Consider the following 25,968-nt stretch of genomic DNA (forward strand, 5'->3'; position numbering starts at 1 on the left):
AAAGAAAGGCTCTGTCAGCCTTTCTTTTTTCTATCTTCAATTACGCTTATACAACGGTCAATATCAGGAGATTGCAAGAGGTGAAAAATAGACTGTATGAAAGAAAACTCTAAATTCCACCATTCTAATAACTGAAGTTTTTCAATGATATCAGAAGAAAACCGATATTTCATGAGCCGCTGCGGGTTCCCTGCGACAATCGCATATGGAGGCACATCTTTTGTAATCAGACTATTTGCTCCAATGACTGCCCCGTTTCCTATCTGTACTCCTGACATGATTGTTGCTCCATATCCAATCCAAACATCGTGCCCTATACACACATCCCCTTTTGATCGTGGATGTCCTTCAATATGGGCAGCATCTGTGAAAATTTGATTGAAGGGATATGTGGTGACCCAATCTGTTCGGTGTTCACCACCAAGAAAAACTTTTACTTCGTTTGCGATGGAACAAAACTTCCCTACATTCAGCGTTGTTCCTTCTCCCCACGTCAAGACTTGAAAATCTGGTCCGGCATAAGTGAAGTCACCGATATCATACGAACTGAGCTCACTTCTTTGATTTAAAAACATAGAAGATCAGACCCCCTACAAAGTAATCGATCTTCGTATGTATATGCCAGATGATAGGCTCACATTATGATTGGACAAGTGCAACGATCTGCTTTTTCTTCCATACTAGTCGATAATAGCCATATTGGAGCAATAAGTTTACAAAAAAGGCTGCAGGATAGCCTATCCAGATTCCTTTGATTCCAAGCGATGTATGGTGTGATAGCACATAAGCCACTGGTACTTCAACAAGCCAAATGGAACAAATACTAAAGATGGTCGGCCATAGCACTGTTCCACTTGCTCTCATTGTGGCTGCAACGATTTGCGCCGTTCCGAAAATGAGATAGCTCCATAGGGTAATCACGACCAAACTATATGCAATGTCAATCGTTGCAGGATCTGTTAAAAAGATAGTTAAAATTTGTGGTGCGAAAATATAGACGAAAATAATAATCAATCCGCCTATCGCAAAGTTTAGCCCCAGCCCAATTTTAATGACATCTTTCAAACGATTCATGTTTCCTGCGCCAATGAATTGTGCGGCGAAAATAGATACTGCAATACCAAGGCTCACTGCAGGCATCTGTACATAACTTACGACTTGATTGACAACGCCATAGGCTGCTGTTGCCTGTGATCCATAATCGTTGACAAAAGAAATGACAGCAATTTCTGATAAAGAAATGAGAATCATATTAATACTAGAAGGGATACTTAACTTTAATAGCGTTTTTAATAAATCCCCTTTCATCAATAAATGCTTTCTAACCGACGCATCAATGCGAAGCGGGTGCTTTGTTTTATAAAGATAGATATGAAGAATGATAAACGTAACGATTGTAGAAATCACAGAAGAATACGCAGCACCATATAAACCAAATGCCGGTAATCCAAGCCAGCCGAATAATAAGATCGGTAGCAGTAAAATATTTGTTCCTGTACTAATCATTAAGAAATAAAATGGAGTTTTCGAATCTCCTGTTCCTCGTAAAAAAGTTGTATAGACAAAATAAAGAAATAAGATGGGCATGGAGATGAATAGGATTCTGGCATATGCCGCACTTTCCTCCACAATATTTGCAGGTGTCCCCATCAAATGTAAAATATCTGTGGCAAAAAAACCTCCAATGACAGCTAAAGAAAGTCCGATTAAAAAGGTGAACGAAAGCGTTGTACCGATAATTTCCTTTAACCTCTGCTCATTTTTTGCTCCGTATGCTTGTCCAATCAGGATCGAGCTTCCTGATCCAATCCCAATGGAAAAAGAAACAAGTAAAAAGAAAAGTGGAAAGAATGCAGAAATCGCAGCTACTGCATCCTCTCCAATCCATCTACCGACAAGCACAATGGAAACAAGCTGTCCAATTGATTGCAAAATATTGCTTAATAAAAGTGGAATTAGAAAGATCGACATGGTCTTTACTAAAGATTGATTATTATCTAACGTCATGATGGTTCTCCTTCTCTGTCTAAAGATCCTCAGCTAATATGCTGACAATGCGGTCTTCTATCTCTTTTCCTTTTTCGTCATCAACGAGATGATTCAATAAGATGGAAAAAGCAAGCGTTTTTCCACTCTGCGTTTCAATGTATCCAGATAGTGTGCTGACCGTTGATAGCGTACCTGTTTTTGCACGCACTTTTTTTAGTGTAGCTGGTTCTTTCAATCTGTTTCTTAATGTACCTCCCACCATACGCTCACTTGCCCCAGCTAACGGAAGTGCATGGACATAGGTGTTAAACCATTTTTCCTTTTGAATGTTTGTCAAAAATAAAGTGAATTGGTTTGCAGAAACAAAGTTAATGGGTGATATGCCTGATCCGTCTCTCAACACAGTCATAGATGCATCGATGCCATAGGCAGGAAGACGTTCATTCAGCACGTCAAGCCCTTTGTCAAAACTTCCTTTGTTCTTTACCCGCTTCCCAAGTTCTTTTAACAGAATTTCTGCATGTGTATTGTTGCTTAATTTCATCATCGGAACAAGAAGATCGGATAAAGGCATTGATGAATGGGAAGCGATTTTTTTCGATTTTTTAGGAACTTGTTTTGTTTTGAGTGATCCTTTCAGCTCAATCCCCTCAGCCTTTAATGCTCGTTTCATTAAGTCTAAAGCATACGTTGTCGGTTCCCATAATGCGACCCATTGTTTAGACGAGGATGCTTTTAGCGGAATCGTCCCAGTCAGTGTAATTTTGTTTGTACCGTGAGAGCGTTTAAAAGATATTTTCTTCTTTCCGCCTTCTGGCACAGTTTTCACTTGATTGATAACTTGAGCGACGTCAGTCTTCGGGATCATCTCATAGCTGGCCTTCTGCCCTGCTTTCTTTCCCGGCTTAACTTCGAGAATGATCGTTCCTGCATCATAATCCTCATTCGGTGAAGCAGTAAGAGCAGATATTTGAGCGCCGTAATATTGATCTTCATCACTCCACGGCAGATCGATGGAATACCTTGTGTCATCAAACCAAGTATCATCAGCCGCAAGCTGTCCACGAATCGTATGTATTCCGGCCTTTTTGACTTGTTTGGCTAATGCGGCAAAATCGCTTTCTAACAATGTCGGGTCTCCAGTGCCTCGGAGATAAAGATTGCCGTGCAATGTTTTCTTTTGGATTGAACCATCCATCCAAACGTCTGTTGGAAAAGTGTGTGTTTTACCCAGTAGATCGAGTGCGATAGCAGATGTGAGTAGTTTCATATTAGAAGCAGGAGTCAGACGGATGTCCGCTTGATGTTCATAAAGAAGGGAAGTGTCAGAAGTATCGCGTACGCTGATGCCAGCAATCGCGCCCTCTAGATCAGGTGCTGTTCGAATGAATTCGTCTAAGGAAGTGATCCATTTTGATTGATCATCATGAGCTGTTAGTTGTTCATCTTTCACTGAAAAAGGGAGAAATAACATCGACAAAATACATAGTTGTAAAAACATGACCTGTGAGAAACGTTTCACGCAATCCCTCCTTTTTAGAAAAGCAGCCAAATTTAGCAGATTATGTTCATTATACACAAAAGAACGTTTGTTCTCAAAGGTTTTTTAAACAGAAAAGTCAGCTTTCTTTGACGAAAACTGACAGGCCTCTTTTACCTTTTTTCAGGATTCCAGCCATCGCTTCCGCTAAGCACGGCTTGAACGGTGATTTGACTTGCTTCGTTTTTTGTTAATATCGTTGACCACTTCACCCGGTTTGCCACATGACTCCCTGCGCCCGTTGATCCATATTCTTTATATCTAGCCGTTTTTTCGTTGTCTTTGTTATCCCAGTTATGCCATCCCTCAGCTTTAATATGTTCATCCATTTTTGTTTGGAGGAACGTGACAGCCGAATGAGGTCTCCACGGACGGCCTAAGTACACAGATTGAGACGCGGCCGTTCCTTTATTTAATGTGGAATCAATAAAAACGTAGCCATACTTTTGCGCTTCTGTTGTGGATGCCGCTGTAATATACCCATTTCCAAGACTTTTTATTTCAGCTCTTTTAAATACAGCCGTTGCTGAACCAAATATGAAGTCAACCGTGCCCTCGATATAGCAATCTTCATAATACTGTCTTCCTGTGCCTGTGGCATATAGTGTATCTTGATAACCGAGAACACGTACGTGTTTAAACACAGCCCGGTCCCCGGATACATAAAGGGCAACCGCCTGCCCTGCGTTTCGGCCAGCTGTATTTTGAAACGTGATATTTTCTGCGTAAAAATGATTTGCCCGAATCATTGTACTAGAGCTATTGGTTGTGCTCCCGCTGCTTGCATTTGTATCATCATACGTCAGAATCGTCTGATACTGATTTTCTCCAATAAAGGACACATACGGCTTATTTTGCGGAAGGAGAATCTTTTCTTTATACACACCATTTTTAATATATATCGTCGTTTGCTGTTGATTGTTCACTGGTATCGCATCAATGGCAGATTGAACCGTTCGAAATGTCCCATTTCCTTTTTGATCGACAATAAGCACGCGGTTTGTTTGATGGTTGTGGCCAGCTGCTTGCGCATAAGCTGAGTCAAAAAGCAGTAAGGCCAATACCATCATCAGCAGTCGTTTTCCATACTTCATCACACATCTCCCCCTTATATTGTGAACGTTTTCATTGACGTATTCTTTTTGATCCTATTCAGTGATAAAACAAAAAAACACAAAAAAACATCCACTGTGTTAGGTTGTGGATGTTTTTTCATATTTCATCGCATAAATTCCTTCATTTTCAATCCATTCACAAAATAGGACGTCTTTATAGGAGGATATGTGCTGCTTTTTCAATTGCTCTCTCAGCCAGGCTTCATCAAATCCAGCTTCCTTTAAATCTTTTCTTAAAATCTCTCCGTCGATAATAAACGTTCTAGGCAATGTGACTTCTTTTCCTTTCACGTTCACATCTTCGGCTGTAGCTGGTGCATACTTCATTTTCGGAAGCACACTCACAGACCCATCCGTTTCCAAAATGGCATATTCAATTTCATTAAGAGCAAAATGCCCTTTCGCCCGAATCAGTGTCTGCAGCTGATTTAAATCGAGCATATTTTTCTTTAATCGATTGTAGTGAATCTTTCCTTTATCAATCACAAGAGTCGGTCTTCCTTCTAAAAAGGCGCGAATGGATTTGAATTTTTGTGAAAGCCATTCAACTGTGTAGATTAAAACGCCCCAGACTGCAACTGCAAAAAGGATATGTAGCACGCTGACTTCTGGATCAAAAATGGCGTTACCGACCATCTCCCCTAAAATCAGTGCAGAAATAAAATCAAACGGCGTGATTTGTGCAAATTGTGTTTTCCCTAATAGCTTTGTAATGGAAAATAAAGCAAAAAATCCGATAAAGAGTTCAATCAAAATATTAAAAAATGGCACACATATACCTTCCTTTCTCACTGCATGTACTTACAGCATGTACAGGAAAGGAAGGTTCTAAACCATTTATGAAGGCAGTAAAATAAAGACGTCGTCTTCCTCAAGCGTTTTGTTAGATCCATTATCTAGAATTTCAAATCCCATCATGTCTGAATCATAAAAAGCCATGACCACTCTTTGGTCATGGCTTTTCTCTATATATGGTAAACACCCTTTGTTTGACCTATTTTGGCAGAACCGAACTCCCCATTAAATAACGGTCTACCTCATGCGCCACTTGTCTGCCTTCGTTAATTGCCCAGACAATCAAGCTTTGACCGCGTCTTGCATCTCCCGCTGCAAATACGCCTTCTACATTCGTTGTATATTCCCCATATTTTGCGTCAATCCGATTGTTTTTGCTGTCCACGCCAAAGTGTTTCACTAGCGGCTGTTCAGTTCCCTCAAAACCAATCGCAATAAAGACTAGCTGAGCTGGCCATACCTTCTCTGTTCCTGGAATCTCATGAAATTCAAACTTCCCTTGCTCGTTTTTCACCTTTTCCATTTGAATGGTATGAAGCTCTTTTAACTTCCCATTTTTATCAGCCACAATCTTTGTGGTTTGAATCGAATATTGGCGCGGGTCTTCTCCAAATTTTGCTTGTGCTTCTTCGTAAGCATAATCTAGAGAGAAGACATAAGGCTGTTCTGGCCACATGTTATCCCCTACACGTGTATCTGGAAGCTTTGGATGCTTTCCGAATTGAACAACACTTTTTGCTTTTTGGCGAAGTGCAGTTGCGACGCAGTCAGCGCCTGTATCTCCTCCGCCAATCACAATGACGTCTTTCCCTTTTGCGTCAATAAAGTTTTTATCTTTGAATCCTGAATCAAGCATGCTTTTTGTTGCGAGTGTTAAATAATCCATTGCCAGGTGAATCCCTTTTGCTTCCCTACCTTCAATTAACAGGTCACGCTGCTTTTGTGCTCCTGTACAAAGGATGACCGCATCAAATTGCTCTTTCAGTTCATCAGCCGTGATATCCACACCAATTTCTGTATTGGTCACAAAGTCAATGCCTTCTTGTCTTAAAAGTTTGACTCTGCGCTCAACGACTTCTTTGTCGAGCTTCATATTCGGAATACCATAAGTGAGCAATCCGCCAAGACGATCAGATCGTTCAAACACGGTTACAGCATGGCCTGCTTGGTTTAGTTGGTCTGCACTTGCCAGTCCTGCTGGTCCTGATCCAACAATGGCAACCTTTTTCCCTGTACGACTTGAAGGAATTCTTGGTGTAATCCAGCCATTTTCAAAGCCTTTATCAATGATCGTCCGTTCGATATTTTTAATCGATACTGCTGGATCATTGATCGCGACGGTACATGAGCCTTCACAAGGTGCTGGACATACTCTTCCAGTAAATTCAGGGAAATTGTTCGTTTTTTGTAGTCTTTCAAGCGCTTCTTTCCATCTGCCCCGGTAGACAAGGTCGTTCCATTCTGGAATTAAATTGTAGATCGGGCAGCCAGAAACGCCGCCCCTGATCTCCATCCCAATTTGACAAAACGGTGTTCCGCAATCCATACATCTAGCACCCTGCTGTTTCAATACCTCATCTGTATAAGGAGCTGAATATTCTTTCCAGTCATTTTGACGAGTGAGAGGGTCACGTTCATTTGGCTTTTCTCTTTTATAATCCATAAAACCTGTTGCTTTGCCCATTGTCCTCTCCCCTTTCTTAATGAGCGAGGGCTGCTTTTTGCCCGTTTGCCGTTTCTTTATTTTTCGGTTTTGTGTTTGCTTCAAATGCGAACATAACAGCTTCCTCGTGGCTGAGGCCTGCTTGTTTTTGTTCCTCAATGCTTTGAAGCATCATTTTGTAATTTCTCGGAATGATCTTAATGAATTGATTCTTTTCTTGTGCCCAGTTCTCTAGAAGCGCTGCTGCTTTTGAGCTGTTTGTATAATCAAGGTGTTCCTGAATCATTTGCTTCACTTCTTGTTCTTCTTCGTGATCTGTGAGTTTTTCAAACATGATCATTTCCATGTTACACATTCTTTTGAACTGTTTTGCATCAGATGTATGCACATAAGCGATACCGCCAGACATCCCTGCACCAAAGTTTTTCCCGACGTCACCTAAAATGACAACACGTCCGCCAGTCATGTATTCACAGCCGTGATCACCGATTCCTTCAACGACCACATTGACACCTGAATTACGAACCGCAAATCGTTCACCTGCACGGCCGTTAATATAAGCTTTTCCGCTTGTCGCGCCGTAAAATGCAACGTTACCGACAATCACGTTCTCATGTCCATTTTGTACAAAGTGATCAGATGTTTTGACAGCAATTTTGCCTCCAGAGAGTCCTTTGCCGATATAATCATTTGAGTCACCTGTTAAATATAAGGACATCCCCTTTGGAACAAATGCGCCGAAGCTTTGTCCAGCTGAACCAGTGAACCGAAGTGTGATCGTATCCTCTGGCAGACCTTCTTCTCCGTAGCGCTTAGACACTTCACTGCCCGTAATCGTTCCAGCTACACGGTGAATGTTGCGAATGTTTAGTGACAGATCAACCGGTGTTTGATGATCGAGCGCTTTCTGTACATAAGGAAGAATCTCATTCATATCCAGTGATTCATCAATTTTATGATTTTGCGGCGTTCTGAATGAGCGTGCTCCCTCTGGCTGATAAAGCAGGGTTTCAAGGTTCAGCTGTCCTGCTTTCCAGTGTGCTTTTGCTCTTTCACTTACTGATAAAACATCCGTACGCCCAATCAATTCATCCATTGATGTAAAGCCAAGTTCAGCTAAAATTTCTCTTACTTCCTCTGCAATAAACATCATGAAGTTGACAATGTGATCAGGGTCACCCATGAATTTTTTGCGAAGTTCAGGGTTTTGCGTAGCGACACCGACTGGGCAAGTATCTAAATGACATGCTCTCATCATGACGCAGCCTAATACGACAAGTGGAGCTGTCGCAAAGCCGTATTCTTCTGCTCCTAAAATCGCAGCCATGACAACGTCGCGGCCTGTCATTAATTTGCCATCCGTCTCAAGAACGACTCGCTCTCGAAGACCGTTTAAGACAAGGGTTTGATGCGCTTCTGCCAATCCAAGTTCCCAAGGAAGTCCTGTATGTTTAATACTTGTTTTCGGAGAAGCCCCAGTACCGCCATCATATCCACTAATCACGATAACATCCGCTGTCCCTTTTGCGACACCTGCTGCAATCGTTCCAACGCCCGCTTTAGAGACAAGCTTGACACTAATGCGTGCGTCACGGTTTGCATTTTTCAAATCATGGATCAGTTGAGCCAAATCCTCGATTGAATAAATATCATGGTGAGGCGGTGGTGAGATCAGCCCAACACCTGGCGTAGAACCGCGTACGTCTGCGACCCAAGGATACACTTTATTTCCTGGCAGCTGTCCGCCTTCTCCAGGCTTTGCACCTTGCGCCATTTTAATTTGCAGTTCATCTGCATTGACTAAGTAATGACTCTTCACGCCAAAGCGGCCAGAAGCAATCTGTTTAATCGCACTTCTGCGATCATCCCCGTGCTCATCTACTGTAAAGCGTGCAGGATCTTCCCCGCCTTCTCCGCTGTTGCTTTTGCCGCCAATTCGGTTCATCGCAATCGCTAGTGCTTCATGCGCTTCTTTACTTAATGAACCAAATGACATCGCACCTGTCTTAAAGCGGCGCACAATGGATTCTGCAGATTCAACTTCTTCCAGACGAACTGGCTTTTGTTTTGAATGAAAAGCAAATAGATTTCTAAGGAAACCAATTCGTTCTTCATCCGCTGCCTTCGTATATTGCTTAAATAAATCATAATCTTCGTTGCGGCATGCCCACTGAAGGGTATGAATGGTTTTTGGGTTAAAGGCATGATGCTCTCCATTTTTTCTCCACTGGAACTCACTGCCTGATTCTAGCGTTTGATCAGTTGATGCCTGATACCCAGCCTCATGACGAAGCTTTGCTTCACTTGCAATGGTGTCAAGATCAATACCGCCTAGCTGAGAAGCTGTTCCTGTGAAATACGCCTGGATGACATCTTCACTAATGCCGACTGCTTCAAAAATTTGTGCGCCTCGATAGCTTTGGACAGTGGAAATTCCCACTTTAGACATTACTTTAACGACGCCCTCAGTCACACTTTTCCCAAACTTTGTGACAGCCTCATCAAAGCTAATCGCAATCGCTTCTTCAGCAATAAGCTGTTTGTATGTTTCGTAAACGAGGTACGGATGGATCGCATCTGCACCGTAGCCAATCAGTGCGGCAAAATGATGAACCTCTCTTACTTCTCCAGATTCGACGATTAAGCTCACCTTTGTTCGTAAGCCTTGACGCACAAGATGCTGATGAAGTGCACTCAATGCAAGAAGTGGTGGAATCGGCACTTTTTCTTCCGTCATGTCACGATCGGAAAGAATTAGTAAAGATACCCCTTCACGAATGGCTTTTTCTGCCTCTTCAAACATCGCATCAAGACCGCGTTTTAGGTCATCAGTGAAAAGTGTATGAATCGTTTTGCTTTTAAAGGCGTTATGAACAATTGTTTTCAAGCCGTTGAACTGACCGCTTGTTAAAACAGGTGTATAAAGTTTAATTCTTCGGCATGAATATTCATTTGGATGTAAAATGTCTCCTTCTGCACCTAACCAAGTCATGGTCGATGTAACAAGCTGCTCACGAATGGCATCAATCGGCGGATTCGTGACTTGAGCAAACAGCTGTTTGAAATAAGAAAACAGCGACTGTGCACGATCTGATAACACAGCAAGCGGTGTATCACTTCCCATTGAGCCAATTGGGTCCTTCCCTTCTTCGAGTAAAGGAATTAAATACTTTTGAATGTCTTCGTACGTATAATGGAAAGCACGCTGACGCGTTAACAAATCACTCATTATACTAGAATTTTCTGAATTTTCTTCAGAGCGATTGACGTGAACCATTTCTTCATCGAGCCATTTTTGATAAGGAAGTTCATTCGCAATCGAAGATTTCACTTCTTCATCAGAAATAATACGTCCTTCTTCTAAATCGATTAACAGCATTTTACCTGGTTCAAGACGGTCTTTATACTTCACATCTTCTTCATTTGTGTCGATGACGCCGACCTCAGATGAGAAAATGATATGATCGTCATTTGTCACATAGTATCTCGCGGGTCTTAATCCGTTCCGGTCTAAGATGGCGCCGATTTGTTTACCATCCGTAAACGAAATCGCTGTCGGGCCATCCCACGGCTCCATTAACGAACTATGGTATTCATAAAATGCCCGTTTCTCTTTTGACATGTGCGTATTCTCCGTCCACGGCTCAGGAATCAGCATCATCGCTGTATGAGCAGGAGTACGCCCTGCAAGCACGAAAAATTCAAAGGCATTGTCTAAAATGGATGAATCACTTCCGTCTGCATTCAGCACTGGCAAAATCTTGTCTAGATCTTCTCCGAAGGCTTCAGACACGAATTGCTGTTCTCTTGCTCTCATCCAATTGATGTTTCCTCTTAATGTGTTGATTTCTCCGTTATGAATTAAGTAACGGTTTGGATGCGCTCGTTCCCATGTCGGGAATGTATTTGTACTAAATCTTGAATGAACGAGTGAAAATGCAGAAACAAATGTTTCATCCTGTAGATCAAGATAAAAAGCATCGACTTGATCTGATGTTAAAAGCCCCTTATATACGATGGTTTGACTCGACAGGCTGACAAAGTAAAATTGTTTTTCCTCTGCTGTTCCCCAGTTTTCAGCCTGCTTACGGATGACATATAGTTTTCGTTCAAATGACAAACGGTCTGTAATGTTGTCGTTTGCTCCGATGAACACCTGCCGGACAACCGGACAGCTCTTCGCTGCAACCGTTCCAATTTTCCCAGCATCAACAGGGACCGTTCTCCAGCCAATTAATGTTTGCCCTTCTTGTTTAATGAAGCCGTTGATCTTTTGTTCGATCGCTTGACGCGTTTTGGCATCATCATCTTTTGAAAAGAACACCATTCCTACCCCGTAACGGCCCTTTTCTGGAAGTGCAAAGTCTTGGCAGTTCTTTCTAAAAAAAGCGTCTGGCAGTTGTACCATTAAACCGGCACCATCACCTGTATACGGATCACTGCCTTGCCCGCCGCGGTGATCAAGCTGGCACAGCATTTGCAATCCCTTTTTAACGATGCTATGTGTCGCCTCCCCTTTTAAATGGGCGTACAGTCCGATTCCACATGCATCATGTTCAAATTCAGGACGGTAGAGACCTTGTGGTTGTGGTAGTTGATTATAAGTCATCGTTTCTCTCCCCCGTTTAAAAGATCCGTTTTTTCACAGTAATAAAATCTCACAAACTCTGTAACTTATTTTAAGTTTTCAAATTAATATAAACAATATATAATTTAGATCAAAACAATCTCTTTTTGAGATAGATGGGTGTGAAGTGCAAAAATGGAACTTCGTCAATTACGTTATTTTGTAGAAGTTGCTGACCGTGAACACGTGTCAGAAGCGGCTGAAAACTTACACGTTGCCCAATCTGCCATCAGCCGGCAGATTGCCAATTTAGAAGAAGAACTTGGAGTGGCTTTATTCGAACGAGAAGGACGAAATATCAAATTAACGAAAATCGGCAGACAATTTTTAGATCATGTCAGAACTGCACTCAAAGCCATTGATTACGCAAAAGAGCAAATTGATGAATACTTAGATCCGCACAAAGGGACGGTGAATATTGGCTTTCCTACAAGTCTAGCAAGCCAAGTGCTCCCTTCTGTCATTTCCGCATTTAAGCTGGAATATCCAGAAGTCGATTTTTTACTTCGTCAAGGTTCTTATAAGTTTCTCATTGAAGCCGTTAAAAATCGTGATATCGATCTTGCCTTTTTAGGACCTGTACCGACAAACGATTCTCAAATAGAAGGAAATATTTTGTTTTCTGAAAGCATTTATGCCCTTTTACCGGTTAGCCACCCCTTTAGCGGACAAAGGAGCATTCATTTAAGTGATTTAAGAAAGGATCATTTCGTGTTATTTCCTGAAGGGTATGTGCTGAGACAAATTGCGGTTGATGCCTGTAAGCAGGCTGGCTATGAGCCTACCATTTCATCTGAAGGAGAAGATTTGGATGCCATAAAAGGTCTCGTATCGGCAGGAATGGGTGTTACCTTATTACCCGAAAGTGCCTTTTATGAAACAACACCGCGATTTACAGTGAAAATTCCGATCGATTTTCCTCAAGTGAGAAGAACGGTTGGCATTATTGCATCTAAAACGCGAGAAATGTCTCCTTCTGCCCATGATTTTTATGTGTTTGTGAAGGATTTCTTTTCTAAAATTGAACAATATAAATAATTCACTAAAACAAGACATTTCATTTGTAGAAATAATCCCTCTTTGTATATGATGAGTTACAGAACAACAGACTATATGGAAGAAAGGTAATCGTATGAAATCAATTTTATCGTTTTTAAAGCCCTATCGGCTATCCGTTGTGTTCATTGTGATTCTCACCTTTTTGAGCAGTATGCTCCAGCTGTATTTACCGACGCTTACAGCAGATATCGTTGATGTCGGGATCGTCCAAGGAGATGTCGCTTATATATGGAAGGTTGGGGGCTGGATGGTGGCTTGTTCTTTACTTGCCATCTTGCTCACGATTTGGAAGTCCTACTTGTCATCTAAGACAGCTCTAGGCTTCGGGCGTGATATGAGAAGACAGCTGTTTGTGCATGTCGAACAATTCTCATTAGAAGAATTTCAAAAAATCGGGACATCTTCCTTTATTACAAGATCCACAAATGATGTGAAACAAGTTCAAGATGTCACGATCATGATCTTACAAATGATGACACGGGCGCCTCTTATGCTCGTTGGTGGAATTATTTTGGCTGTATCTAGAGATGCTGTGTTATCTCTCATCTTTTTAGCAGCTCTTCCCCTTCTTGGCGGGTTCATTTATTTGGTGTCAAGAAAAGCGATCCCCCTCTTTGGTCAGCTTCAGAAAAAAACGGACCGGCTGAACTTGATTATGAGAGAGTCGCTTTCAGGCATTCGGGTCATTCGTGCGTTTAACCGAGTAGATGACGAAAAGGAACGTTTTCAAAAAGCCAATACATCGTATAAGGATACTGGCCTTAAGGTCAATCGATTAATGGCGTACTTGTTCCCTTTTATGCTCATTATCATGAACTTCACGAATATCGGTATTGTCTGGATTGGCGCTAATCGGATTGATGCCGGACAGATGGAAGTCGGGAATCTGATCGCCTTCATTCAATATGCGATGATGATTTTAATGGCACTCATTATGCTTTCTATGAGTTTTATTATGGTGCCTAGAGCTCAGGCATCAGCTAAACGGATGAATGAAGTGTTAAATCTAGAACCAAAAATTAAAGACAAAAAAGAAGCTGTCACTAAACTTGATCAGCCAGCCCAGTCCATTCGCTTTGAGGATGTGTCATTTTATTATTCAAATGCTGAAAAACCAGCCGTTCAAGACATGACGTTTGAAGCCAAAAAGGGTGAAACGACGGCGATCATCGGCAGTACAGGTTCCGGGAAAACGACCCTTCTTCAGCTGATGACACGTTTTTATGAAGCCACAGAAGGAAAAATTACATTAGATGGTGTCGATATTAGAGAATTGCCTCAAGAGAAACTGAGAAGTCAGATGGGTTATGTTTCTCAAAAAGCCATTTTATTTAGCGGAACCATTGCTGATAATGTGCGCTTTGGCAAACGCGATGCAACAGATGACGAGATTTGGCAGGCACTGCGGACAGCACAGGCCGAAGAATTTGTTTTGCAAAAAGATGGCGGAATTCACGCAGAGATAGACCAAGGGGGTTCGAATCTCTCTGGCGGTCAAAAACAACGTCTTTCGATTGCAAGAGCACTCGTAAGAAAACCTGCATTCTACCTGTTTGACGATAGCTTCTCTGCCCTTGATTACAAAACGGATGCAAAACTTCGGTCAGCGCTAGAAGCTGAAAAAGAGCATGCTGCTTTGATTATTGTGGCTCAAAGAATCAGCACAGTGAAGCATAGCGATAAAATCATTGTGTTAGATGATGGAAAAATAGCAGGTATCGGTACACATGAACAGTTACTGAAAGATAACCTTGTCTATCAAGAGATAGTCGCATCACAGGAAGGTCAGGAGGTGGAGCAAGGATGAGTAAAAAAATGTCTTCTGGAATGGGACATAAAGGCGGTCACCCAAGGGGCCCAGTACAAAAACCGAAGGAATTTAAAAAAACACTTCTTCGTTTAACGGGCTATTTAAAACCGAGGAAATTTCAGCTGATCATTGTCCTGATTGCAGCGATCGGTTCAACCGTTTTTAATGTTGTCAGTCCAAAATTACTTGGGGATGCCACCTCTTCCCTATTTGAAAGTTTTACACAAGGAACTGGTGTTCAATTCGATGTCATTTCACGCATTTTATTGCTGCTTGTTCTATTATATGTCGTGGCTTCTCTCTTCTCATTCGTGCAGCAATATGTGATGGCTGGTGTCTCGCAGCAGACCATTGCTGAACTAAGACAAGAAGCGAGTGACAAACTTACACGTCTCCCTCTTCGTTATTTTGATAAAACAACACACGGAGACACGCTGAGCCGGGTGATGAACGACATTGATAATATTAATACTTCTTTACAGCAGGCACTCACGCAAGTGATCACATCTGTTATTACAGTCATTGGTATTGTCGTCATGATGCTTTTCATCAGTCCGCTGCTGACACTGCTTGTTTGTTTGACGCTGCCTCTCAGTTTGTTTGCGATTCGAGGCATTACATCATTTTCGCAAAAGCATTTTAAAGCACAGCAAAAAGAACTAGGGATGATCAATGGACATATTAATGAAATGTTCACAGGACATCAGACGGTTCGTGCGTATGGCTATGAAAAGAAAGCCATTGATACATTTGATCAATTAAACGAACAACTATATGAATCTTCAAGAAAAGCACAATTTATCTCCGGCTTAATGATGCCGATGATGACCTTTATTGGGAATCTTGGCTATGTGGCGGTAAGTGTTGCTGGCGGAATTCTTGTCATTAACGGGAATATTCGTGTTGGGGATGTGCAAGCATTTATCCAATACACACAGCAAATGTCGCAGCCGCTTGTGCAAGCATCCAGTGTTGCAAACTTAGTTCAATCTGCTATCGCTTCAGCTGAACGGGTGTTTGAAATTCTGGATGAGGAAGAAGAAAATGCGGAAGAAGATGCAGCGATTGATCTTAAATCCCTTTCTGGAGATGTGGCCTTTGAGCACGTTCACTTCGGTTATGAGAAAGATCAACCCATTATTAAAGATTTGAATTTACAAGTCCGAGAAGGACAAACGGTGGCCATTGTTGGGCCAACAGGCGCTGGAAAAACAACGATTATTAATCTGTTAATGCGCTTTTACGAGCTAGATCAAGGCTCCATTCGCATTGGCGGCGTAAAAACAACCGACCTCAGCCGAGAGCAAGTACGTGACTTATTTGCGATGGTTCTTCAGGATACATGGCTCTTTGAAGGCACAATTTATGACAACATCGCATATGGTAGACCGCATGTTTCAAAAGAGGATGTGTTGAAGGCCGCTAAACATGCCTATGCAGACGATTTCATCCGCACCCTTCCAGATGGATATGACACACTCTTAACAGAAGATGCCGGCAACCTCTCACAAGGTCAACGTCAACTGTTAACCATCGCCCGTGCCATCTTATCTGATCCGAAGATATTAATCTTAGATGAAGCAACAAGCAGTGTCGATACACGGACAGAGATGCATATTCAAAAAGCGATGAATGAATTAATGAACGGCAGAACAAGCTTCGTCATTGCACATCGACTTTCAACGATTAAAGATGCCGATCTCATTTTAGTCATGAAAGATGGCACGATTATTGAAAAAGGAACTCATCGTGAGCTTTTGAAAGAAAAAGGTTTTTATGCAGACCTCTATATGAGTCAATTTGCCGAGAACCAAGTCGGTTAAACAGCACCAAAAAGGATAGACAGCATGTAAAAATGCATGTCTATCCTTTTTGTGATACCTTAAGCTTCCCGTTTTCTGACTTTCACACTGAGTTTTGTCATGTAATCCGCTTCATTTTTAGACATCAGAGAATGAAGTAAATACTCCTCAAAGACATCTCCATCCAGTATCATATCCTCTGCTTCGATTTGATCTAATAAACGTGAATAGGCAGTCTCCATCTCTTCATATGTTCCTTGTTGATACATGACTGCATATAGACCCGCTGGCTTTTTGACTGCATCCGGCCCTTCCATTCGGCAAAACAGCCTATCAGACTGATGATAATGACGCTGCAAAAACTGCTCCTTGTTTAAAACAGAACCATTTGCCGCAGCACCTTTAATCCCAATTCCTTTCAGAAATTCTCCTACAATTCGAGAAATTTCTTCTACAGGTGTGTTTGAATCAATCGGGTTTGATGTACTGAGGACGATCGGTTCCTCTGGCAGTTCTTGAAACAAGACCTCCCCTGTTTTCACTGATGATAATTCATTCGTTGTCTCGATCACACGAAAAAGAAAAGATTGAATATCCTGTAGTTTTTGGATCTCCTCTCCGACCTTTTCTGCTTGATCAACCGCCAGGCTTTGCAATTTATCTTGAGAAGGCTCAGTAAAGTATTGTTTTAATTGCTTGATCGGAAATTGAACAGCACGAAGGGATTGAATGGCCATGAAATGATCAAATTGTTCAAATGTATAATAACGGTATCCATTTTCCTGAACACCTGCCGGCTTAAACAAATCGATTTTATCATAATAGAGCAGTGTATCTTTTTTCACTTCAAATAATGACGCAAATTCTCCAGTTAAAAATGTTTTTTGAACATCGCTCATCATTTTTAGGGCTCCTTTCTTGACTATGGAGTTACTCCATCCTTTATGATAACATGCATAAACACCACGTATGTGGAGAAAGGATTTACACATGAACAAAATCGCACAAGATCAAGTCACATTATCACTTGCAAAACAAGAGGACTTCCCTTTGATGAAAAAGGAACTGCAAGATGCTTTCACAGCTGGCATCATTGATGCATTTGGCGATGCAGAAGGTGGACCAATTCCTCCTGATGAGTCGATTGATGAATCTTTTTATTCGACAGAGAACCTTGTCTATCATATTTTACTAAATGGTCAAAAGGCAGGAGGGGTTGTTTTAAAAATCAACCATCACACACACCGCAATTCGGTGGACCTATTATACATTTCTTCATCATCTCACAGCCGAGGCATTGGTCAGGCAGCATGGAAAGCCATTGAGGCGCAATATCCAGAAACGAAGGTGTGGGAAGTTGTCACTCCTTATTTTGAAAAGCGCAACATTCATTTTTATGTGAACAAATGCGGCTTTCAGATTGTTGAGTTTTATCACTTGCACCATCCAGATCCGAGCTTGCCTCATGAGAACGATCAAGAAAATAACCCTTTAGCGCCTGAGACATTTGAATTTTTCAAATTTGAGAAAGTCATGAAAAAAGACCGTTCAAGTTCATAAAAAAACTCCCTCTTATGGGGAGTTTCAGATTGTTGACAAAGGGCTAAAATGGACTTTATTTTAGCCCTTTGTCTTCTTTTTCAAGAGTTGTCAGTGCTTCAGCATCGTTTCCATGTCGTTCCCTTTTTTCTCTCTTCTTTCATCAGTCACTAAAAAACACTACCTCAAGTTAGAAAGGTAGTGTTCTTTACATTCATTCTAGCTTCTAATCTGACCATCACCAGATAGAAGCAGCTTTGTTGTTGTCAGTGCAGGAAGTCCCATTGGCCCTCTTGCGTGCAGTTTTTGAGTAGAAATGCCAATTTCAGCGCCATATCCTAGTGCACCGCCATCTGTAAAACGTGTAGATGCGTTATGATAAACAGCGGCCGCATCGACTTCGTTTAGAAAGATTTGTGCGTTTTTTTCATCCTCTGTTACGATGGCTTCTGAATGTTTCGTTCCGTACTGATCAATGTGGTGAATGGCGTCCTCAATTGAGTCAACGACTTTCACCGCAAGATCAAGACTTAAATACTCATCTGTCCAATCCACTTCCTCCGCAGGAACCGCTTCGGAAAAGAAAGATTGAGCGTCTTGATCTCCATGCACAGTGACATGATGCTGAAGCAATGCTTCATTCAATGCTGCACCATTTTCTTTCAGCCAATCGCGATGAACGATCAGAGTCTCAAGCGCATTACAAACGGCCGGACGATTTGTTTTCGCATTGATGACAATCTGAATGGCTTTTTCTACATTCGCTGTTTGATCAATAAAGATATGGCAGTTCCCTGTCCCTGTTTCAAGAACTGGAATGGTCGATTCTTCTACAACGGTTTTGATTAAAGAAGCCCCGCCTCTCGGAATTAAAACATCAATCCACTCTTTTAGATGAAACATCGCTTGAACCGATGAACGGTCTGTTTGTTCAATAAACTGTACCGCATCACGAGGGATCTTTGTTTGATCCAATGCCTCATGAATGACGCGGACGATGGCTTTGTTGGAAGAAATAGCGGAGGAACCGCCTTTTAAAATCACTGAGTTGCCTGCCTTGAGGGCAAGCCCTGCTGCATCGACAGTGACATTCGGTCTCGCTTCATAGATCATCCCGATCACGCCGAGCGGTACTCTTCGGCTTTTCACATGTAAGCCGTTCTCAAGAGTCCATTCATCCAATATTTCTCCAACAGGATCTGTTAATCTCGTCACAAGCCGCAAACTTTCTGCAAACTCATGAATTCTCTCTTCATTTAACATTAATCGATCCATTAATGCTTCAGAGAAGCCCTTTTCTTTTCCTGCCTCTAAATCCTTTTGATTTTCCTGTAAAATAAAATCACTTTGCTGTTCGAGCGTTTCTGCTATTTTCAGCAGCGCCTCATTTTTTTCCTCTGTTTGAAGTAAGCCTAGTTTTTTTGATACGTGCTTTGCTTTTTTCGCTTTTTCTTTGACCGATGTGACAACTTCAGCTGTCAGTGTCATGAAATTCCTCCCTTATGATTAGCAAACTGGTATTGATAAATCTAAATGACAAACAAACGCTTCAAGATCTACGACATGCACCACTTCATCCTGTAGCAAGTCACCGCTCAGTGCGAGTTCGTCGGACGCATAATTGACAATGCCAAGCCCTATTTCTCTTTCATCTTGATCTAAAATACGGACTACATCGCCTTTTTTAAACGAACCCTTTACATCGACTATGCCGTCAGAATCCAGACTTTTCTCACGATGCATGAGAAGCTCCTGTGTTTTCTCTTGAACAACGATTTCGCCTTTTGGGCCAGAATGAAAAGCAATCCACTGTTTTTTATAATTCAGCGGCGCTAAATTTTCGTCAGCTGTAAAATAAGTGCCGTCCTCTGTCCCATTAATGGCTTTGTCTAAAATGTGAGGCGTATCGGCTTTTCCCAAAAAGCCATTGATGCCTGAGGCCATTGAAATTTTAAAGGCGTCGAGTTTTGATTTCATTCCGCCTGTGCCAACGCTGCTTCCCGCATCTCCAGCGGCTGCTTCGATGTCTTCTGTGATTTCTGTGACTTCTAGAATTCTCTTCGCATTCGGATTTGTATGAGGGTTATCTTCATACAAACCGTCAATATCAGATAAAATAGCGAGGAAATCCGCATCAATCAGTCCAGCTACTTTTGCAGACAATGTATCATTATCTCCAAACTTCAACCGATTGATCGTCACTGTATCATTTTCATTAATAATCGGGATGATCCCTCGATCTAATAACACATTCATTGTATTTCGCACATTTTGATAGCGCGTTTCATCTGAAAAATCGCTTCTTGTAATTAATAGCTGTGAAGCAATATAGCCGTGCGATAAAAATAAAGTAGAATATGACTCCATTAAAAGCCCTTGCCCTATTGAGGCAGACGCCTGTTTTTCTGGCAGTGTTTTCGGTCTATCAATAAATCCTAATTTTCGGTAACCAGCTGCAACCGCACCAGATGAAACCAAAATGACTTCGTGTCCTTCATCTTTGAGTTTTACAATTTGATTGACGAGGTTTTCTAGTTTTTTTAAACTAATCTCACCTTGAAAGCTAGTAAGAGAGCTGCTTCCGATTTTCACAACAATTCGTTTTCTCTCTTTATCTGCGTACACCTTATCACTCCTGTATTGAGGCTCTATTTATATCGTTACTTTTTGTTTTTGCTGTTCACTTATTTCTTTTGATCGATTGGCGGCATGTTTGACGGCCTGCTTGATGGCTTCTCCTCCGCCAAAATCATCTAATGCATCTAGTCCTGCAGCCGTTGTTCCATTAGGTGACGTAATTTTTTCTCTGAGGACAGAAGGATTTTCAGCTGTTTCTTGCAGCATCTTCGCTGCACCGAGAAGTGTCTGTGTACCGATTTGACGGGACATTTCTTTTGATAAGCCAGCTTCTTCTCCAGCTTCTTCGATTCTTTCCATTAAGAAATAAAAATAAGCTGGACCGCTTCCGGCAATTCCTGTGAAAATATCCATTTGCTCTTCCTGAATGGTATACACTTCTCCCATTTCAGATAAAAGAGCCCGACTCATGCTTACATGTTCATTTTTCACATCACGTCCAGCAGATAAAGCGGTCGCCGACGCCCCAATCGTACTTGACGTATTTGGCATTACTCGCATAACAGGCTGCCCTTCATGCAGCATGTCTTCAATATACGATGATTTCACACCTGCAAGTACAGACAGGATGAGCTGATCTTTCTGAATATGAGGTTTTAATGATTCAAGTGCTGTTTCAGCATCCTTTGGCTTCATCGCCAGGATCAACATATCCATCTCTTCAAAAGGAAATGAATCCATTGTGGCTGTTTGGATTCCGTAGCGTTTCGTTAGTTCGTTTAATCGCTGCTTATTTTGCTTGTTTGTTGCGTAAATTTGGCTGAGCGGCATCTGACCTGATCGCACAATACCTGCAATCATTCCTTCCGCCATAGAACCTGCTCCAATGAAAGCAACTTTCTTTTGATCAATGATATTGATCCTCTCCCTTGTTCGCTTTTTGTTCGTGTTTTTCGCACGTTAGTTATCGTAACATGATGAGAAATCGTGTCAAGAAAGAGCCAGCGCTTTTCAAAAGTCCCGAATACACGCTGAACAGCTTGCGGTATGTATGTTAGCCGTGTTTTTTTAAATCATCAATTTAGATCAAAAGAACTATATAGATTTGAATCATAGTACCCTTTCGTTCGACTGAATTCACCATTTTATTTTTGGTTTCGGTGACTTCAATTCTAGTTTTTAGAAAGCGCTATCATTTTTGATGACTTTCTATTTTCCTATAGGATGAATGTGTTTGAATCTTTCGATTAGACTATTGACATATTTTAGAAAACATGTCCGTTGAAATGCGTTTTTCGTGGTGATACCGTGAAAGGGAAATCAAGTGAAAAAGGAGCGTTCATAATGAAAGTAAAAGAAAATTACGTCAATGTCATCCCAATGAAAGAAATCCGATCTACTGATGACCTTCTTTTCCCATTCCCTATCTACAATGAATTACGATCGCAGGGTGATATTCGATACGATGAAACGAGAAAGTGCTGGGATCTCTTTCGATATGCTGATATTCAGTCCGTTCTGAAGCAGCCAAAAGTGTTTTCATCACAGCGAGGAAGAAGTACATCTAAAACGAGTATTTTAACAATGGACCCTCCAAAACATACCAAAATGAGAGCACTCGTCAATAAAGCCTTCACGCCAAAAGCGATCAAACAAATAGAAGAAAAGATCAAAGACTTGACCCATGATCTATTAAATCAAGTAAAGGATCAACGGACCTTCGATATTGTGCAAGATCTGGCCGCTCCCCTACCTGTCATGATCATCGCCGAGCTTCTCGGTGCAGAAGTGAAAGACAGAGAGCTGATCAAAAAGCATTCAGATGCTCTAGTTGCAGGAGCCAAAGATGATTCAAAAGAAGCTATTCAAGCCGTTGTCGACATGCAAAAACAAGCAGAAAAAGAGCTCTCAGCGTACTTTGCTCATTTGATCCAAAAACGAAAAGAAACACCAGCCGATGATTTAATCTCCCTTCTCATCCAAGCAGAAATTGACGGTGAGCGTTTATCAGAAAATGAACTGCTTGGCTTTTGTATACTCTTACTCGTTGCTGGTAATGAAACAACGACGAATTTAATCACAAATGCAGTACGACTTTTAACAGAACAGCCGCATATCGCCGAATCAGTGCGGCAAGACCTGTCTCTCATTCCTCAATTGACGGAGGAAACGCTGCGCTATTATCCGCCTGTTCAAGCGATTGGGCGAGTTGCAGCAGAGGATGTTCAGATTGCCGGTTCTCACATTGAAAAAGGAGACTATCTCATCAGCTGGGTGGCATCTGCGAATCGTGATGAACGGAAGTTTGACGATCCAGATACGTTTCGTCTTGACAGAAAATCAAATCCGCATTTGAGCTTTGGCTTCGGCATCCATTTTTGTCTTGGTGCCCCTCTCGCCCGGCTTGAGGCTCATCTAGCACTTGAGATTTTACTCCGTACGTTTCGAGAAATCACCTGTGCGGCAGATCAGCTGAAACCGATTCAAAGCACGTTTGTGTTTGGGGTCAAAGAATTCCCTGTGCAGGTCACCCGTTTTTAAAAGCCCCTTTCATCAGGGGCTTTTTTTCATATGCTTATCCTTACCTTCCTGCTCTGAACATGCTAAAATAAAGTCCATATGTACAGTGATCACGGAATTCGGAAAGGAAGCTAAACGTATGACCGATTACACAGCAATGAAAGACGGGATATTCAAATCAGTTTGTTCGTTAGATTGCCCTGATCAGTGCGGTCTTTTAATACATAAAGAGAACGGAAAGATCGTTAAAGTTCAAGGAGATCCAGATCATCCAGTCACTCAAGGAAACATTTGCAATAAAGTGCGGAATGTCACAGCTCGTTTATATGATGAAAAACGTCTGACAACGCCATTAAAACGTGTAGGTCAAAAAGGTGACCGGCAGTTTGCACCAATTACGTGGGAAGAAGCGATTGAAACCATTCGTCAAAAATGGACAAAGCTGATCGAAGAAAAAGGACCAGAAAGCATTTTGCCTTACAGCTTCTATGGGAATATGGGGAATCTTAATGCAGAAGGAATGGACCGCCGCTTTTTCTATCGACTTGGCTCAAGTCAGCTAGACCGAACCATTTGTCAGTCAGCCGGAACAACTGGCTATAAATATACAATGGGCGCAAGCATTGGGACAGACCCAGAAGAAACCATTCATACAAAACTATTTATCTTTTGGGGCATCAATGCGGTTTCAACCAATATGCATCAAATCACGTTGGCACAAAAAGCTCGAAAGCAAGGGGCTAAAATTGTCGTCATTGATGTGCACAAAAACCAAACGGGCCGGATGGCAGATTGGTTCATTCCGCTTCGCCCTGGCACTGACAGTGCGCTAGCTCTTGGGATCATGCATGTCATTTTTAAAGAAGACCGCACAGATGCGTCATTTTTAGAGACTTACACGGTCGGTCACAATGAACTTCGCGAGCATGTGAAGCAGTATGATCCAGAAACGGTTGAACAAATCACGGGTGTCCCTAAAGAAGACATTGTCTCACTTGCGAGAATGTACGCAGAGACAACGCCGTCTCTCATTCGTATTGGCAATGGGCTTCAGCATCACGATAATGGCGGCATGAGTATTCGAACCATCTCCTGCCTCCCTGCCCTCACCGGTCAATGGCTGCACAAAGGCGGCGGTGCGATGAAATCGAACTCTTCTTTTCTTAGTTATAATGAAACCGCTCTTCAGCGACCGGAATTATTAAAGGAGCGCGAACCTAGAACATTTAATATGAATCAGCTGGGCAGCGTGTTAACGAACGCAGAACCTTCAATTGATTCTCTTTTTGTCTACTCTTGCAACCCGGCTGTTGTGACACCTGAAGCAAATAAAGTAAGAGACGGTTTGATGCGGGAAGACTTATTTACGGTAGTCCATGACTTGTTCATGACAGAGACAGCCACTTATGCGGATATTGTTCTGCCAGCGACATCTGCCTTTGAAAACGAGGATTTTTATACTTCTTACTGGCATCATTACATTCAAATTCAAGAACCTGTTATAGAACGTTATGGAGAAAGCAAATCAAACACTGAAGTGTTTCGTCTTTTGGCTCATGCGATGGGCTTTGAAGATGAAGCCTTTAAAGAGACAGATGCGGAACTAATGGAACAAGCTCTTCATCATCCTGAAAACCCGCACTATGAAAACATTTCATATCAAGCGTTAAAAGAGAAAAAGTGGATCAAAGCAAAACGAGGGCCTTTCGAAGATTTAAAGCTCCCTACCCCAAGCGGGAAAATTGAGCTTTACTCTGAACAAATGAAAAAAGATGGATATCCAGCCCTTCCAACCTATGTACCTTTATTCAAGGAAAGTGATTATCCACTAACGTTTATACCGGGACCAAACCATAATTTTCTTAATTCCACCTTCTCTCTTCATGAGAAGCATCAAAAGCTTGAGAAATTTCCGAAGCTTCATATGAATGAACAAGATGCAAAAGAAAGACAGATTGAAGATGGGGACATGGTTCGTGTGCTGAATGATCGAGGAGAATGCGAGCTGATCGTGTCAGTCGGACAAAATGTGCTATCTGGCGTTGTTGTCAGCCAGGGATTATGGGCAGACCAAAAAGGCAAAAAACATTTGGTGAATGGCCTCACACCTGATCGCTTGGCAGATATGGGCGGCGGTGCGACGTTCTTTTCCGGCAGAGTCGAAGTTGAAAAATTATGATAGAAAGAGCCAGGAGTTTTGCTCCCGGCTCTTTTCTTTGACTTTTTTAGTTGCCAATAAACAGCTGATTGGTCATCACATTTGCACTTCCGCTGCTTTGGTAGCCTTCTACAGTAAATGCCGTTTCATACATTTTCCCCATTGGCATCCCTAAGCTTTCCCATTTTCTAAAATGCGCACTGACGGAGACCGTTCCGCTTGTACGTTTCGTTTGACGTACACTCCAATATTGCTTGAAGGTTGCGATCCCGATAATGGAAGGCTGATTGACACGGGTTGTTTCATAAATGTCATATGTGCCTCCATCAGCATAAAATGATCCTTTATACGCTCCTGTTGGACGATATGTGCCCCATGAATCAACAATGTAGTATTCTGCTAATGGAGATTGTGTCCAGCCATAGACACATAGATAGGAATTCCCGCCTGGGTTAAAACTTGCGTTGTAATTGATGGAGATGTTGCCAAGCTGATGGTGAGTTCTAGTGGAATCAAACTTTTTCCCTTTTCTAAATAAAGCATTTCCGATATTGTTCCAGCCTGCACTAAATGCCCCGCCGTTATTGAGTGTCATCGAGGTATTTCCATAATCCTTCCATAATTCATAATCGTACCCGCTATGGTTACCCATTTCATTATTCGTAATGGTTCTCGCATGGGCTGGTACAGCCGTCAGAATAAGCGTCAGTCCAATACACATCACAAACAACAGTCTTAATTTTCTCAAATTCATCTTCCATTCCTCTCCTTTTT

General features: G+C 41.9%; 18 protein-coding genes. 6 read left to right on the plus strand and 12 right to left on the minus strand.

Annotation, left to right across the window (positions count from 1 at the left end):
- Nucleotides 1–14 precede the first annotated feature (14 nt).
- The 7 genes from NST15_RS09445 to gltB all read right to left on the minus strand — a co-directional run bounded on the left by NST15_RS09445 (nt 15) and on the right by gltB (nt 11,711).
- On the minus strand, nt 15–575 hold the full coding sequence (locus tag NST15_RS09445) for a CatB-related O-acetyltransferase (RefSeq protein ID WP_017358859.1): 561 nt from the start codon (nt 573–575) through the stop codon (nt 15–17).
- A gap of 64 nt (nt 576–639) precedes the next feature.
- Entirely contained in the window at nt 640–2,007 is a 1,368-nt protein-coding gene (locus NST15_RS09450; protein ID WP_342498497.1) for an MATE family efflux transporter, read from the minus strand.
- Between the two features lie 19 nt (nt 2,008–2,026).
- Entirely contained in the window at nt 2,027–3,511 is a 1,485-nt protein-coding gene (dacB, locus tag NST15_RS09455) for a D-alanyl-D-alanine carboxypeptidase/D-alanyl-D-alanine-endopeptidase (protein ID WP_342498498.1), read from the minus strand.
- A gap of 131 nt (nt 3,512–3,642) precedes the next feature.
- Nucleotides 3,643–4,623 carry a pectinesterase family protein gene (locus NST15_RS09460; RefSeq protein ID WP_342498499.1) on the minus strand — a complete coding sequence of 327 codons (981 nt, stop codon included), beginning with the start codon at nt 4,621–4,623 and terminating at the stop codon, nt 3,643–3,645.
- A gap of 99 nt (nt 4,624–4,722) precedes the next feature.
- Complete coding sequence (locus NST15_RS09465; RefSeq protein WP_035391798.1) at nt 4,723–5,415, minus strand: DUF421 domain-containing protein; 693 nt, start codon at nt 5,413–5,415, stop codon at nt 4,723–4,725.
- Between the two features lie 223 nt (nt 5,416–5,638).
- Nucleotides 5,639–7,123 carry a glutamate synthase small subunit gene (gltD, locus tag NST15_RS09470; protein ID WP_008346585.1) on the minus strand — a complete coding sequence of 495 codons (1,485 nt, stop codon included), beginning with the start codon at nt 7,121–7,123 and terminating at the stop codon, nt 5,639–5,641.
- 16 nt (nt 7,124–7,139) lie between these two features.
- On the minus strand, nt 7,140–11,711 hold the full coding sequence (gene gltB / locus NST15_RS09475) for a glutamate synthase large subunit (RefSeq protein ID WP_342498500.1): 4,572 nt from the start codon (nt 11,709–11,711) through the stop codon (nt 7,140–7,142).
- 153 nt (nt 11,712–11,864) lie between these two features.
- Between gltB and NST15_RS09480 the strand changes: the two genes are divergently transcribed.
- The 3 genes from NST15_RS09480 (at nt 11,865) to NST15_RS09490 (ending at nt 16,421) form a co-directional block, all read left to right on the plus strand.
- On the plus strand, nt 11,865–12,767 hold the full coding sequence (locus tag NST15_RS09480; protein ID WP_065460521.1) for a LysR family transcriptional regulator: 903 nt from the start codon (nt 11,865–11,867) through the stop codon (nt 12,765–12,767).
- A gap of 94 nt (nt 12,768–12,861) precedes the next feature.
- Entirely contained in the window at nt 12,862–14,595 is a 1,734-nt protein-coding gene (locus tag NST15_RS09485) for an ABC transporter ATP-binding protein (protein ID WP_342498501.1), read from the plus strand.
- Nucleotides 14,592–16,421: an ABC transporter ATP-binding protein gene (locus tag NST15_RS09490; protein ID WP_041092831.1), complete on the plus strand. Its 1,830-nt coding sequence runs from the start codon at nt 14,592–14,594 to the stop codon at nt 16,419–16,421. Before NST15_RS09485 ends, NST15_RS09490 begins: the two co-directional genes overlap by 4 nt.
- A 59-nt stretch (nt 16,422–16,480) precedes the next feature.
- Here the strand turns inward: NST15_RS09490 and NST15_RS09495 are convergent, their stop codons facing one another.
- Nucleotides 16,481–17,302 carry a MerR family transcriptional regulator gene (locus tag NST15_RS09495; protein ID WP_035391789.1) on the minus strand — a complete coding sequence of 274 codons (822 nt, stop codon included), beginning with the start codon at nt 17,300–17,302 and terminating at the stop codon, nt 16,481–16,483.
- An 88-nt stretch (nt 17,303–17,390) separates the two neighbouring features.
- On the opposite strand from NST15_RS09495, the gene NST15_RS09500 reads away from it, so the two are divergent.
- Nucleotides 17,391–17,960, plus strand: coding sequence for a GNAT family N-acetyltransferase (locus NST15_RS09500; RefSeq protein WP_342498502.1), 570 nt, complete (start codon nt 17,391–17,393; stop codon nt 17,958–17,960).
- Between the two features lie 198 nt (nt 17,961–18,158).
- On the opposite strand, the gene NST15_RS09505 is transcribed toward NST15_RS09500, so the two are convergent.
- Genes NST15_RS09505 through proC form a run of 3 tightly spaced genes read right to left on the minus strand, consistent with a single transcriptional unit; the run spans nt 18,159 to nt 21,437 of the window.
- The gene (locus NST15_RS09505) at nt 18,159–19,427 is read right to left on the minus strand and encodes a glutamate-5-semialdehyde dehydrogenase (protein WP_025207480.1); all 1,269 of its coding nucleotides are present in this window, start codon (nt 19,425–19,427) and stop codon (nt 18,159–18,161) included.
- An 18-nt stretch (nt 19,428–19,445) separates the two neighbouring features.
- Complete coding sequence (gene proB, locus NST15_RS09510; RefSeq protein ID WP_342498503.1) at nt 19,446–20,564, minus strand: glutamate 5-kinase; 1,119 nt, start codon at nt 20,562–20,564, stop codon at nt 19,446–19,448.
- 27 nt (nt 20,565–20,591) lie between these two features.
- Complete coding sequence (gene proC, locus NST15_RS09515; protein WP_080563247.1) at nt 20,592–21,437, minus strand: pyrroline-5-carboxylate reductase; 846 nt, start codon at nt 21,435–21,437, stop codon at nt 20,592–20,594.
- A 423-nt stretch (nt 21,438–21,860) separates the two neighbouring features.
- On the opposite strand from proC, the gene NST15_RS09520 reads away from it, so the two are divergent.
- Nucleotides 21,861–23,057, plus strand: a complete 1,197-nt coding sequence (locus NST15_RS09520; protein WP_035703214.1) for a cytochrome P450 — start codon at nt 21,861–21,863, stop codon at nt 23,055–23,057.
- Nucleotides 23,058–23,175: 118 nt separating this feature from the next.
- Nucleotides 23,176–25,215: a molybdopterin oxidoreductase family protein gene (locus tag NST15_RS09525; RefSeq protein WP_035703218.1), complete on the plus strand. Its 2,040-nt coding sequence runs from the start codon at nt 23,176–23,178 to the stop codon at nt 25,213–25,215.
- A 46-nt stretch (nt 25,216–25,261) separates the two neighbouring features.
- Here the strand turns inward: NST15_RS09525 and NST15_RS09530 are convergent, their stop codons facing one another.
- A complete protein-coding gene (locus tag NST15_RS09530; protein ID WP_007500674.1) occupies nt 25,262–25,948 on the minus strand; it encodes a glycoside hydrolase family 11 protein in 687 nt (228 codons plus the stop codon).
- Between the last annotated feature and the right edge of the window lie 20 nt (nt 25,949–25,968).

Origin of the sequence: Bacillus sp. FSL R5-0820, assembly GCF_038593385.1 — a bacterium.
Lineage (GTDB): Bacteria > Bacillota > Bacilli > Bacillales > Bacillaceae > Bacillus > Bacillus altitudinis.

Bases quoted from the DNA above. Each gene is read 5' to 3' on its own strand.
- NST15_RS09445 (WP_017358859.1), bottom strand. From the start codon at position 575: ATGTTTTTAAATCAAAGAAGTGAGCTCAGTTCGTATGATATCGGTGAC.
- NST15_RS09450 (WP_342498497.1), bottom strand. From the start codon at position 2,007: ATGACGTTAGATAATAATCAATCTTTAGTAAAGACCATGTCGATCTTT.
- NST15_RS09460 (WP_342498499.1), bottom strand. From the start codon at position 4,623: ATGAAGTATGGAAAACGACTGCTGATGATGGTATTGGCCTTACTGCTT.
- gltD (WP_008346585.1), bottom strand. From the start codon at position 7,123: ATGGGCAAAGCAACAGGTTTTATGGATTATAAAAGAGAAAAGCCAAAT.
- gltB (WP_342498500.1), bottom strand. From the start codon at position 11,711: ATGACTTATAATCAACTACCACAACCACAAGGTCTCTACCGTCCTGAA.
- NST15_RS09480 (WP_065460521.1), top strand. From the start codon at position 11,865: ATGGAACTTCGTCAATTACGTTATTTTGTAGAAGTTGCTGACCGTGAA.
- NST15_RS09485 (WP_342498501.1), top strand. From the start codon at position 12,862: ATGAAATCAATTTTATCGTTTTTAAAGCCCTATCGGCTATCCGTTGTG.
- NST15_RS09490 (WP_041092831.1), top strand. From the start codon at position 14,592: ATGAGTAAAAAAATGTCTTCTGGAATGGGACATAAAGGCGGTCACCCA.
- NST15_RS09495 (WP_035391789.1), bottom strand. From the start codon at position 17,302: ATGATGAGCGATGTTCAAAAAACATTTTTAACTGGAGAATTTGCGTCA.
- NST15_RS09500 (WP_342498502.1), top strand. From the start codon at position 17,391: ATGAACAAAATCGCACAAGATCAAGTCACATTATCACTTGCAAAACAA.
- NST15_RS09505 (WP_025207480.1), bottom strand. From the start codon at position 19,427: ATGACACTGACAGCTGAAGTTGTCACATCGGTCAAAGAAAAAGCGAAA.
- NST15_RS09520 (WP_035703214.1), top strand. From the start codon at position 21,861: ATGAAAGTAAAAGAAAATTACGTCAATGTCATCCCAATGAAAGAAATC.
- NST15_RS09525 (WP_035703218.1), top strand. From the start codon at position 23,176: ATGACCGATTACACAGCAATGAAAGACGGGATATTCAAATCAGTTTGT.
- NST15_RS09530 (WP_007500674.1), bottom strand. From the start codon at position 25,948: ATGAATTTGAGAAAATTAAGACTGTTGTTTGTGATGTGTATTGGACTG.